Origin of the sequence: Enterobacter cloacae complex sp. 2022EL-00788 (genome assembly GCF_026627565.1) — a bacterium.
GTDB classification, from domain to species: Bacteria; Pseudomonadota; Gammaproteobacteria; order Enterobacterales; family Enterobacteriaceae; genus Enterobacter; species Enterobacter pasteurii.
The window spans coordinates 1-11,832 of record NZ_JAPNMC010000020.1 but is presented as its reverse complement, the minus strand read 5'-3'; the positions used below and the strand labels follow the sequence as shown (position 1 = coordinate 11,832).

Sequence of the window (11,832 nt, the reverse complement as noted above, 5' to 3'; positions counted from 1 at the left end):
CTTACTCATGGTCCGGGTTAAGTCGACGGCGGCTGATGATCCGCAGCAGACGCCACAGCACCCAGGCCAGCAGTACCACGCTGAGCGCAGCCAGCACGGCCAGTAGCACCGGATGGTTAGAGAGGGCGTACCACAGACGCTCGAACCACGGCAGATGGCCCACATAGTAAACATCCCCCACGCGCAGGCTGTTGACGCCCGACTCACGAATAACCGAGACGGAACCGAACATTGCCGCTCGTTTACCGCTGTCGTTCATGGCCTCGTTGAGCAGTTCATACCCGCGCGGGCTGTCCGCCAGCAGGGCGATAACGCTGCGCTGGTCGTTGTACGGAGACTGGAAGCCAACAATCGCGGCCATCGGGCCCGTTGAGCTTACGGTCGTCTTGATATTGGCCTGACGATCGCCGCTGTCCGGCATGATGCTCGGGAACTCGGTCTGGCGCAGCGGGGTGTTGACCCAGGACTGGGCCGCCTGCACCAGCAGATCGACGCGCTTCTCGTCTTTCAGCTTGTCCGGGATGTTGCCGATGACCATGATATCGGCGTCTTTGTCCTGGATCTGACTACCGTCATCCGTCACCGTCACGTTAATGGCCGGCAGGCCGGTTTGCGCCCCGACGGTGCCCATGGTGTCGAGCAGGGTGGCAACCTGACCTTCGTTGGCCGCTTTTGGCATTACAACAATCGATTCAGAGAGATCCGCCATGCGGCTGAACGGGAAGCTGGCGTTAGCAAACGCACGCAGATCCGGCATCGCAATAAAGTGGTAGTACTTCGAGAAGTCGATGGTGGAATCATCGCCAATCACCACGTGATTTTGCACCGGCTGGAAGGTAATACAGTTTTCCACCGAACCGCCCGGCATCGGGTTCATATACTGGAAGTTAAACCGCAGCTGGTTTATCGCCCCCAGCTTCAGCGCCGGGATAGAGACATCGGTTTTACCGTCCAGCAGCCCCTGCAGCACCGGCAGACGCAGCATCAACCGGTTTGTCTCCTGGTTACTGGCCAGGCTGAACGATTGCAGGAACTGGTTGTTAAGGCTGATATCCATGCGCGAGCTGTCTTTGGTTGGCGGCGCGGTGTATCGGTAGTTCAGGTTGATATCGATACCGTTGGTGCGCAGCAGATACAGATCCGGCGGCAGGTTCAGAGACAGGCTCACCGGAGAAGGTTCCAGCCCGGTTGACTGCAGCTGCTCTTCATAGGTTTTCAGCTCGCCGAAGGTGATCGCGCGGTCGGTGCGCACCCAGTTCGGCGCATCGTAAGGCTTACGCGCCAGCAGCGGTTTCACCTCATCCACCACGACGCTGTTACCGCGGAACAGGATATTTCCCTGGGCAATGCCCTTCGCGGCCTGCACCAGATCTTTTTCGTCACGCCCGAAGACCACCAGCAGCTTCACGTACGGGTTGTCCGGGTGGCTCATCATCTCGATGGTCGGCGCTTTCACATCCGGATGGTCACGCAGGAACGCCGGGCGCCTGGCGTTGGTTGCAAACACAATGGCATTTTTGTCGGGCATTTTGTCGTACATCACCGGGAAGCTCTGTCCGCGCCAGCCGGAGCGGGAGCCGAACCACGATGCCACGATGGTCGCCGCCAGCTGTTCGGTTACGTCCGGCGCGCCGGCAAAGACCATCGGCAGATTCAGCGGGCGATTATCGCGCGGGTCGAAGAACGGCACCGGGAAGGCGGAGAGATCGTTTTTCAGCGCCAGCGGCTGATAGGTCATCTGCAACGAGGAGTTACGCCCAACGTCCAGCCACAGCGTGCTGCTGGACGGGTTTTCGCAGACGTCGCGGTAGTGGCCGACAAACTCCAGACGCACGCGGTTAAAGTCGGTGATAAACAGCGGGTTAATCGGAACCTGCGCCAGGGTTTTCTTACCCAGCTGCTCTTTGGTGACCGGCAGAACCTCCATCAGCTCGTCGTTCAGGTAAACCTTAAGCTGGGACTGCACCGGCAGCAGCGACGGCGATGGCGTGTATTCCAGGTTCAGCATCGCTTTCGACACCAGCTCATCGCTTCGCATGCCAAATTCAATGCCGCCGTTCGGGTTAGTACCGCGCAGCACCATGCTGCCAGGCGGCGGCGCAATCTGGGCAAAGGTCAGCTTCACATCACGCGACGGCGTATTTTCCGCCACTACCGGCGCGCTGGCCCCGGGCACGCCGGGCATCACTTGCCCGACAACCGGGCTGTCGGCGGGCAGCGTATTCCCCGCTGTCGGCTGATTCGGGGTGACGTTTTCCGTCTGCCCCGGCGCCGCAGTCACAACCGGATCGGTCGCCTGCGCGACGACAGGCACCGTTGGCGCAGGCGTGGTCGCCGCGTTGTCAGGCGCTGCGTTAACCACTGTTGCAGGGAGCGCACTCATCCCCATTGCCACTGCACATAACCAGGAAAGTTTTGTTTTCATCGCGTTATCATCATTGTTGAGCCATAACCGGGTCCGCCTGCTTCGCTTCATCTCGCTCGGGCCGGCGCGGAATGAACGACACGACCCAGGAAACCAGCGAAGTAAGTGACCGGAAAATTAATTTCACCGACGACGGGGCAAATTCTGCAAGGTGACGATAGCCACGGAACCCCAGCTTGAGAATATCCAGCAGGCTTTCCAGAGGCTTATCCTCAGGGAAGCTGTCCTGCCAGAGAGCCCACGTATCCGCGCGGGCAAACGTACACTGCACAAAATCAATGTGTTGCTTTTTGGTCAACGGCATCAGCTGCAGGCCAACTTCACTGCCCCTCACGCGTACAACCTGCGTCGGGAAGACATACTCCTGCTGGCCGCGCTTGAGCAGCAAGTTGACCTTCTGCCCCTCCAGCACCTTCGCCTGGCCGTTGATCTTGATGCCCAGACCGCCATCAGAGAAGTCGTGTACGGTGCAGGAAAAGAGATGGCCATCCTCGCGGGCAATGGCCGCCGGCATGCTGATTTCGACGCGATGCGCGCGACGAACCTGTTTACTTTCCACCGATACCGCCACGGCGCCACCGAGGATGATCAGGTTATAGAACACCCACGCCATGCTCACAAATACCGTCAGAATTTCGTTTTCCGGGCCGTAGAAGTAGCGCCAGATCCCGGCAATTACCCCCACGATGTTCAGGAGCACCAGGAAGATATACGGCCGGGAGATCACCCAGTCGACGTACTCCTCTTCCACCAGCCCGCCCTTCGCGGTGACGTTGAATTTCCCTTTATGCGGGTTGATTAGCGCCACCATGGTTGGCGGCGCGATGTACCAGGCCAGCACCGTTTCGTAGATTTCGCTCCAGAACGAGTGGCGGTATTTCCCCTGAATCTTTGAGTTCGTCAGGCTGGCGTGAACCATGTGCGGCAGCACGAACAGGGCGATCATCAGCGCGGGAGCGTAGATGATGTAAGCGTGAAGCAGCAGGAACGCCAGCGGCGCGGTGAGGAAGATAAGCCGTGGAATGCCCGACAGGAAGTGGAACATGGCGTTGACGTAGCAGAGGCGCTGCGCCAGCTTTAGCCCTTTACCCATCAGCGGGTTATCGAGACGGAAGATCTGTACCATGCCGCGCGCCCAGCGAATACGCTGGCCGATATGAGCGGAAAGCGATTCCGTAGCCAGCCCCGCCGCCTGCGGAATACGCATGTAGGCAGAGGTGTAGCCAAGGCGGTGCAGACGCAGGGAGGTGTGAGCATCTTCCGTGACCGTCTCCACGGCAATACCGCCGATTTCATCCAGTGGCTTACGGCGGATAACCGCGCAGGAGCCGCAGAAGAACGTCGCGTCCCACATGTCGTTTCCGTCCTGCACCAGGCCATAGAACAGCGTGCCTTCGTTCGGGGTTTTACGGAAGCGGCCCAGGTTACGTTCAAACGGATCCGGCGAGAAGAAGTGGTGCGGCGTCTGCATCATCGCCAGCGCTTTCTCCTTCAGGAACCAGCCCATGGTCATTTGCAGGAACGAGCGCGTAGGCACATGGTCGCAGTCAAAGATGGAGACAAACTCCCCTTTGGCATATTTGAGCGCGTTGTTGATGTTGCCGGCTTTCGCGTGTTCGTGGGTGGTACGGGCGATGTACTCAACCCCCACTTCGTCTGCGAACTGGCGGAACTCGGCGCGACCACCGTCGTCCAGGATCCAGATTTTGATTTTATCCTTCGGCCAGTCGATGCCCAGCGCGGCGTAAATGGTGTTTTTCACCACCGACAGATCTTCGTTGTAGGTCGGCACGAAGAGATCGACCGACGGCCACTGGGTCGTATCTTTTGGCAGCGGTACCGGCTGTCGGTTCAGCGGCCAGATAACCTGGAAGTAACCCAGCACCAGCACGATCCACGCGTAGGTCTCCGCAAACAGCAGAACTAACCCACACACCAGGCTGACCGGATCGTCCCAGTTCAGGGTAGAGGTGTATCGCCACCAGATGTAGCGGCAGGAGACGGTCAGCGACAGCACAATCAGCATCAGGGCCGAGAAACGCCCAGGAATGCGCCGTACCAGCAGCGCCACGCCCCACAGCAGGATCAGGAAGGTGAACTGCGCCAGCGGGTTGAACGGCTGGGTAATGCAGACCAGCGCCAGAATGAGCGAGAACGCCACAACCACGCCGAGAATAAAACGGCGCAAGCCCGGGTGGAGGTGCCCGAGCTCTTTATGGTGATCCAGATGACCCGTTCGGTCGCCGACGCGGTCGGGCAGCCGATCCAGCCACTGGTGATAGCGCTCGCGCAAGTGCTGCACGCGATCGAAGCTGCGCCAGCGGGACGTTTTTTTCTCCGCGCCCGTTGAGGTCGCCAGTAGCCAGATGGACTGAATAAGATAGCGCGCCGGATCCAGCGGCCGCGGCCTGTCCGGATTGATATGCGGATAGAGCTCGTCGTGGCGCGCACGAATACGCTGCCAGCGAGGATGTTCGAGGGGAAGAAACATCCACGCCAGAACCATCCAGAAGCAGCCTGACGCAGCGCTCAGCGAGGAGGCGCCGTGATGGCGGTAATGGCGGTAGCGTTCACTTAAGCGCGAACTGACCGGCGGGATGAGCAACCAGTTGGCAACGCGACTCATGCTGTACTCCCGGCAGACTCCGGTCGTTTTGCAAAGTGCAGCAGACACCAGTTTGCCAGCGTCAGGATCTCTTCTGCCGCCAGCGAATCGCTACGGTATTCCCCAAGCGGTTGTTTCGAAGCGAGGCACTCCGCCATCGCTTCGTCACGATGAATAACCATCGGCAACAGGCGGCGCTGGCTCTGAAGCCAAACCTGGTACAGATCGTCTTGGATCTGGCTGCCAATGCGCAGATCGTTAATCAAAATATGGGCATTCGCGGGCATCGCCTGCTGGTGCAGACGGATATGGCAGTTCGCATCCACGTTCGCGATGGAGAGCACATGGTCACACTGCGCCAGGAGCTGGCGGGTCAGCGAGGCCGCGCCGTGCGGCAGGTCCAGCAGGATCCACTGATAGTGCCCCTTCTCTTTCAGGCTCTGCAATGCGGTGGTGAAGCGAGAGAACAGACGCTGAAACGCGGCTTCATTGCCGCGCTCGGTTTCGGTTAGTTGCCCAAAGGGAAGCAAATCGAGCTGGGAGGTATAGCGTAAACCCGCATCCCGCCAGTCTTTATCGTCCAGAAGCGCGCGCCCCCAGCCGTTTGAATGCGTAAAGTCGACATTGAATGACATGCGCAACAAATTATCGGAACAGGCATCAATGACCAGTACCGATTCACCTAATACCTGCAATGACCACGCCAGCGCCGCGGTAACGGAAGTTGTACCTACCCCACCACGGACGCCTTGTAATCCTAGTACGGCCATCAATGGCTTCCTTATTGTTGTTGGGCAAATTCAGCTAATAACGGCCAGCGTTTAATAGCCGCGGCCAACTGTTCCCGCTGGGAAATATCGGTGTAGTCTATTTCTGGCAAAGAAAAGGCCTGCGTGAGCGCCAGAAAATCGTTTTGGAATGTGTAACCCAGGCTTGAATCGACCGGCGTTGCGGGTTCGTTATTTTGCATTCTTATTTCATCCCTTTGGGTAAAATCATAAGATTCAGATGCAGCGAGGCGTCCTGCCCACGAAATTTCATTTACATGCTAAATCTGATGTTCTTTAATTTCAATGTTAGGTTTATTTCTACGCTTTCGCTAGTAAACTGAGAGGCATAGAAATTCGACGAAAGAGGGACACCGTGGACTCCATATTTTCTATTGGCATCCAGTCATTATGGGACGAATTGCGCCACATGCCAGTCGGAGGAGTCTGGTGGGTTAATACGGATCGTAATGCTGATGCCATCAGTCTGGTAAACCAGACGATAGCGGCGCAGGGTAAGGATTCCCGCGTTGCCGTCATTACGATGGGCGAAGAGCCAAAGTCTGTCATCAGGCTCGAAACTGACCGTGGACCCCAGACAGTACGATTATTTTCCATGCCTGAGGATACCAACAGTCTATACTATATACCCCGCGATATTCAGTGTTCTATTGTTCCCGAACGCTATTTGCTGATTCTTAAATGTTCTAATAATGGCCTGCAAAATATTCAAACTGAAAAACTGCAAAAATGGCTGGGAAGAATCAACCGCTGGGCTAAAAATCAAAACTGCACCGTATTGGTTGTTAACCCAGGCAGTAATAATGACAAGCTTTTTTCACTTTTAATGAGTGAATACCGTTCTCTGTATGGCCTGGCCAGTATCCGCGCTCAGGCAGACAGCTATCTATACGATATTGCTTTCTGGTGCAATGAAAAAGGGGTGAGCGCCCGACAGCAGCTTACCCTCAACCATGTCGGGGACGAGTGGCATCTCGCGCAGCAGGAAGAGACGGTGGTTCAGCCGCGCAGTGATGAAAAACGCATTCTGAGCCATATTGCGGTACTGGAAGGAGCGCCTGCGCTTTCTGAAAACTGGTCACTGTTCGATACCAATGAAGCCTTATTTGAGGAAGCCCGCACAACGCAGGCGGCGACCATTATTTTCTCGCTGATTCAGAATAACCAAATCGAAACGCTGGCGAGGCACATTCACACGCTACGCCGTCAGCGCGGAAGCGCGTTAAAAATCGTGGTGCGTGAAAATACGACCAGCCTGCGTGCCACCGATGAGCGTTTACTGCTGGGCTGCGGCGCCAATATGGTCATCCCCTGGAATGCTCCCCTGTCGCGCTGCCTGACGCTGATCGAAAGCATTCAGGGCCAGCAGTTTAGCCGACATGTTCCGGAAGATATCAGCACCCTGCTCTCAATGACGCAGCCGATGAAACTGCGTGGCTACCAGAAGTGGGACACCTTCTGCGATGCGGTCAGCAATATGATGAGCAATACGCTGCTGCCGGCTGACGGTAAAGGCGTGATGGTTGCCCTGCGTCCCGTGCCGGGGATTCGCGTTGAGCAGGCGCTCACGCTGTGCCGCCCTAACCGCGTCGGGGATATCATGACCATTGGCGATAACCGCCTGGTACTGTTCCTCTCCTTCTGCCGGGTGAACGATCTCGATACTGCGCTGAACCACATCTTCCCGCTGCCTACCGGGGATATTTTCTCCAACCGCATGATCTGGTTCGAAGATAACCTGATCGCTGCTGAAATCGTCCAGATGCGTACTCTGGCACCAGAACAGTGGGCAAAACCTTTGCCTGTAACAAGCGGCGCTACACCGGTGCTCAATGCGAAACATGACGGCCAAATCTGGCGTCGAATTCCCGAGCCGCAACGCCTATTAGACGGGAACGAGGAGAGCGCCCCATTATGAACATCAGCGATATCATCCAACTGGTCGTTCTGTGTGCGCTGATTTTTTTGCCGCTTGGTTACTATGCGCGCCATTCCCTGCGCCGTATTCGCGATACGGTCAGATTACTGTTTGTTAAACCTCGCTATATCAAACCCGCCGGAACACTGACTCGCGCTCCGAACGTCAAGGCAAACCGAAAACATGACTAACTCTACCTATACCTCGTCGGCGCCGTCGCCACTGTGGCAATACTGGCGCGGCCTGTCCGGCTGGAATTTCTATTTCCTGGTGAAGTTTGGCCTGCTCTGGGCAGGCTACCTGAATTTCCACCCGCTGCTTAACCTGGTGTTTATGGCATTCCTGCTGATGCCTATCCCGAACCTCAGGCTGCACCGTATTCGCCACTGGATCGCCATTCCCATCGGTTTCGGCCTGTTCTGGCATGATACCTGGCTGCCTGGCCCCGAAAGCATCATGAGCCAGGGCTCTCAGGTCGCGGGCTTCAGTTCGGACTATTTGCTCGATCTGGTTGAGCGCTTTATTAACTGGCAAATGATCGGTGCCGTCTTCGTCCTGCTGGTGGCGTGGCTGTTCCTGTCCCAGTGGATCCGCGTGACGGTGTTTGTCGTTGCGATTATGGTCTGGCTTAACGTCCTGACGCTGACGGGCCCGAGCTTCTCTCTGTGGCCAGCCGGTCAGCCGACCTCAACCGTGGCCACCACGGGCGGCTCCGCCGCTGCTACCGTCGCAACAGCAGGGGATACGCCCGTTGTGGGAGATATTCCGGCGCAGACTGCGCCGCCGACGTCCACCAACCTGAACGCGTGGCTGGCCAGTTTTTACGCTGCGGAAGATAAGCGTCAGACGAAATTCCCGGACGCGCTGCCTGCCGATGCTCAGCCGTTTGAGCTGCTGGTCATTAACATCTGCTCTCTGTCCTGGGCTGACGTTGATGCGGCTGGCTTAATGTCGCATCCGCTGTGGTCGCATTTCGATATTCAGTTTAAAGACTTCAATTCCGCCACCTCGTACAGCGGCCCGGCGGCTATCCGCCTGCTGCGCGCGAGCTGCGGTCAGCCTTCACATAAGAACCTCTATCAGCCAGCCGCAAACCAGTGTTACCTGTTTGATAACCTGGCAAAACTGGGCTTTACGCAACACCTGATGATGGGCCATAACGGCCTGTTCGGGAACTTCCTGAAAGAAGTACGTGAACAAGGTGGAATGCAGGCCCCGCTGATGGATCAGAAAGGGTTGCCGGTAACGCTGCTGGGCTTCGATGGCTCGCCGGTGTATGACGACACCGCGGTGCTTCAGCGCTGGTTAGATACCGTCGGTAAGGAAGAAGGGACACGCAGCGCGACGTTCTATAACACGCTGCCGCTTCACGACGGGAACCATTACCCGGGCGTGAGCAAAACGGCCGATTATAAGGCCCGCGCGCAGAAGTTCTTTGACGAGCTGAATGCGTTCTTTAACGAGCTGGAAAAATCAGGTCGTAAAGTGATGGTGGTGGTGGTACCAGAACACGGAGGAGCGCTGAAGGGCGACAGGATGCAGGTGTCCGGTCTGCGCGATATCCCAAGCCCGTCCATCACTAACGTTCCGGCCGGGATTAAGTTCTTCGGCATGAAAGCGCCGCATCAGGGTGCGCCAGTTGAAATAACTCAGCCAAGCAGCTATCTGGCGATCTCCGAGCTGGTCGCTCGTGCGGTAGACGGTAAGCTGTTCGTGGAAGATAGCGTGAACTGGGATCAGCTCACCAGCGGCTTGCCGCAGACGGCAGAAGTATCGGAAAACGCCAATGCGGTTGTGATCAAGTATCAGAACAAACCTTATGTCCGACTGAATGCCGGGGATTGGGTGCCGTATCCGCAGTGATAGCCTGCTACACCCTCTCCCCTGTGGGGAGAGGGTTACTCAGCACTTCGCAACGAAATTTCACCGCCTACCCAGGGCTTAGTCACGCCATCCTGCTCAAGAAGCAACGCCCCCTGCGCATCAATACCTCGTGACGTACCGTAAATCTCTTTATCGCCAATCAGCAGCTTAACCGGTCGGTTAATGAAGTTATCCAGCTTCTCCCAGCGGGAAAGGAACGGGGCTAACCCTTCTTGCTCAAAGAGCGTCAGCGAACTTCGCAACTCGTTGATCATGCGAACGGCAAGCGTGTTGCGATCGATGGCGATCCCCGCTTCCTGAAGGTTGGTCCAGGCCTGGTTCACCACGTCGTTTTGCACGTTTCGCATCACCATGTTCAGCCCGGCGCCAATGACGATCTGCGCGGCATCGCCCGTTTTTCCCGTCAGCTCAACCAGGATACCTGCCAGTTTACGATCGTTGAGATAGAGATCGTTCGGCCATTTCACCCGGACTTTGTCCGCGCCCAGATCGTGCAGGACCTCAGCCATCACGATACCGATGACCAGGCTCAGCCCGATAGCCGCAGCCGGCCCCTGCTCAAGCCGCCAGTACATGGAGAGGTAAAGGTTGGCACCAAATGGCGAAAACCACTTGCGACCGCGTCGGCCTCGCCCGGCCTGTTGATACTCAGCAACGCAGGCATCGCCGGATGTCAGCTCGCTCAGGCGATCCAGCAGATACTGATTCGTCGAATCAATGACCGGCAATACAGCGACATTACCGTGCCCAATCTGGCTGCGGATAGTCTCTTCATTGAGCAACTGGATCGGTTCCGGCAGGCTGTAGCCTTTTCCTGGTACCGTAAACACATCCACACCCCAGTCGCGGAGCGTCTGAATATGCTTATTGATTGCAGCGCGGCTCATGCCCAGCTGTTCGCCCAACTGCTCGCCAGAGTGGAATTCTCCATCTGCAAGAATGCCGATCAGCGTTAACGGGATTGTATTGTCCTTCACGAAATGGTCTCCACGGCATTCACTTCGCCCGTTCGGCCTATAAAGCGAACTTCAGGCTCCAGCCAGACGTTAAATTTTTCACCCACGCGCTGACGAACAAGGTGCGCCAGGCTGACGACGTCATCGCTTGTTGCGCTGCATTGATTGATCAGTACCAGTGCCTGCTGACGATGAACCGCCGCGCCGCCGACCGTGGTGCCTTTTAATTCACATTGATCGATAAGCCAGCCCGCGGCCAGCTTCACGCTGCCATCCGGCTGGGGATAATGCGGAGCCGTTGGCCAGCCAGCAAGAAGCGCTTTAGCGTTTTCGCTGCTGATAACCGGGTTTTTGAAGAAACTGCCCGCATTTCCGTTCACTTTTGGATCGGGGAGCTTTGTCATTCGCATATGGCAAACGGAATCGAACACGTCCCGAGGCGTGACGGTCGCCGGATCGAGGCGAGTCAGATCGCCATAGGTCAGAACGGGTTTCCAGTCCTTCGCCAGGCGTAGTCCAACGGCCACAATGACGAAACGATCCTGATAATCGTGCTTAAAAATACTGTCGCGATAGCCAAAGCGGCACTGCTCTGCGGTTAAGCGTTGAGCTTTTCCCGTGACCAGCTCAATGCAGTCGACATATTCACAAACGTGTTTCAGTTCGATACCGTAAGCGCCGATGTTTTGAATCGGGGACGATCCTGCACAGCCCGGGATAAGGGCCAGGTTTTCCAGTCCGGGCATCCCTTTTTCAAGGGTATATTGCACCAGCTGATGCCAGTTTTCGCCGGCACCTACGTGTAAATGCCAGCTGTCAGCACTCTCTTTACTCTCGATCCCCATGATGCGGTTGACGATTACCGTCCCCGCAAAATCATCAAGAAACAGGACATTACTTCCTTCGCCCAGAATCAGTACGGGTTCACCGTTTTCTGTTGCGCTCTGCCACGCTTTCAGCAGCTGCTGAGCATTATCGGCACGTACAATTTGATTAGCATTTCGTTGAATACCAAAGGTATTCCAGGGCTTAAGAGAGTGGTTCATAGACGCTATCCTGATGCAAAAACCGGGATAGTTTACCGTATATACGGGGGGATAGGTGATTTGTTTATGGAAACGAGGAAAGTCCCAAAACGCAAAAAGGCCATCCTTCCGGATGGCCTTTTCACTTATTTGATGCCTGGCAGTTCCCTACTCTCACATGGGGAGACCCCACACTACCATCGGCGCTACGGCGTTTCACTTCTGAGTTCG

9 protein-coding genes are annotated in these 11,832 nt (G+C 56.5%); 3 read left to right on the top strand and 6 right to left on the bottom strand.

Annotation, left to right across the window (positions count from 1 at the left end):
- Nucleotide 1 precedes the first annotated feature (1 nt).
- The 4 genes from bcsB to bcsR are packed head-to-tail and all read right to left on the bottom strand — an operon-like array spanning nt 2 to nt 6,000.
- On the bottom strand, nt 2-2,425 hold the full coding sequence (gene bcsB, locus OWK27_RS22185) for a cellulose biosynthesis cyclic di-GMP-binding regulatory protein BcsB (RefSeq protein ID WP_176609240.1): 2,424 nt from the start codon (nt 2,423-2,425) through the stop codon (nt 2-4).
- Nucleotides 2,426-2,435: 10 nt separating this feature from the next.
- Nucleotides 2,436-5,051, bottom strand: coding sequence for a UDP-forming cellulose synthase catalytic subunit (gene bcsA, locus OWK27_RS22180; RefSeq protein WP_267591237.1), 2,616 nt, complete (start codon nt 5,049-5,051; stop codon nt 2,436-2,438).
- Nucleotides 5,048-5,800: a cellulose biosynthesis protein BcsQ gene (gene bcsQ / locus OWK27_RS22175; protein ID WP_148420492.1), complete on the bottom strand. Its 753-nt coding sequence runs from the start codon at nt 5,798-5,800 to the stop codon at nt 5,048-5,050. Before bcsQ ends, bcsA begins: the two co-directional genes overlap by 4 nt.
- A gap of 11 nt (nt 5,801-5,811) precedes the next feature.
- The gene (gene bcsR / locus OWK27_RS22170; RefSeq protein ID WP_003861175.1) at nt 5,812-6,000 is read right to left on the bottom strand and encodes a cellulose biosynthesis protein BcsR; all 189 of its coding nucleotides are present in this window, start codon (nt 5,998-6,000) and stop codon (nt 5,812-5,814) included.
- Between the two features lie 173 nt (nt 6,001-6,173).
- Between bcsR and bcsE the strand changes: the two genes are divergently transcribed.
- The 3 genes from bcsE to bcsG are packed head-to-tail and all read left to right on the top strand — an operon-like array spanning nt 6,174 to nt 9,599.
- A complete protein-coding gene (gene bcsE / locus OWK27_RS22165) occupies nt 6,174-7,736 on the top strand; it encodes a cellulose biosynthesis c-di-GMP-binding protein BcsE (protein WP_267591236.1) in 1,563 nt (520 codons plus the stop codon).
- Nucleotides 7,733-7,927 carry a cellulose biosynthesis protein BcsF gene (bcsF, locus tag OWK27_RS22160; protein WP_006808586.1) on the top strand — a complete coding sequence of 65 codons (195 nt, stop codon included), beginning with the start codon at nt 7,733-7,735 and terminating at the stop codon, nt 7,925-7,927. Before bcsE ends, bcsF begins: the two co-directional genes overlap by 4 nt.
- The gene (gene bcsG, locus OWK27_RS22155; RefSeq protein ID WP_267591235.1) at nt 7,920-9,599 is read left to right on the top strand and encodes a cellulose biosynthesis protein BcsG; all 1,680 of its coding nucleotides are present in this window, start codon (nt 7,920-7,922) and stop codon (nt 9,597-9,599) included. The genes bcsF and bcsG overlap by 8 nt, the downstream gene beginning before the upstream one ends.
- Nucleotides 9,600-9,634: 35 nt before the next feature.
- Here bcsG and birA read toward each other — a convergent pair whose 3' ends face one another.
- The gene (birA, locus tag OWK27_RS22150; RefSeq protein ID WP_193354564.1) at nt 9,635-10,597 is read right to left on the bottom strand and encodes a bifunctional biotin--[acetyl-CoA-carboxylase] ligase/biotin operon repressor BirA; all 963 of its coding nucleotides are present in this window, start codon (nt 10,595-10,597) and stop codon (nt 9,635-9,637) included.
- Nucleotides 10,594-11,622 carry a UDP-N-acetylmuramate dehydrogenase gene (murB, locus tag OWK27_RS22145; RefSeq protein ID WP_267591234.1) on the bottom strand — a complete coding sequence of 343 codons (1,029 nt, stop codon included), beginning with the start codon at nt 11,620-11,622 and terminating at the stop codon, nt 10,594-10,596. Before murB ends, birA begins: the two co-directional genes overlap by 4 nt.
- Between the last annotated feature and the right edge of the window lie 210 nt (nt 11,623-11,832).

What these genes read in the sequence shown, in the direction of transcription:
- bcsB (WP_176609240.1), bottom strand. Translation starts at nt 2,425, where the DNA reads ATGAAAACAAAACTTTCCTGGTTATGTGCAGTGGCAATGGGGATGAGT.
- bcsA (WP_267591237.1), bottom strand. Translation starts at nt 5,051, where the DNA reads ATGAGTCGCGTTGCCAACTGGTTGCTCATCCCGCCGGTCAGTTCGCGC.
- bcsQ (WP_148420492.1), bottom strand. Translation starts at nt 5,800, where the DNA reads ATGGCCGTACTAGGATTACAAGGCGTCCGTGGTGGGGTAGGTACAACT.
- bcsR (WP_003861175.1), bottom strand. Translation starts at nt 6,000, where the DNA reads ATGCAAAATAACGAACCCGCAACGCCGGTCGATTCAAGCCTGGGTTAC.
- bcsF (WP_006808586.1), top strand. Translation starts at nt 7,733, where the DNA reads ATGAACATCAGCGATATCATCCAACTGGTCGTTCTGTGTGCGCTGATT.
- bcsG (WP_267591235.1), top strand. Translation starts at nt 7,920, where the DNA reads ATGACTAACTCTACCTATACCTCGTCGGCGCCGTCGCCACTGTGGCAA.
- murB (WP_267591234.1), bottom strand. Translation starts at nt 11,622, where the DNA reads ATGAACCACTCTCTTAAGCCCTGGAATACCTTTGGTATTCAACGAAAT.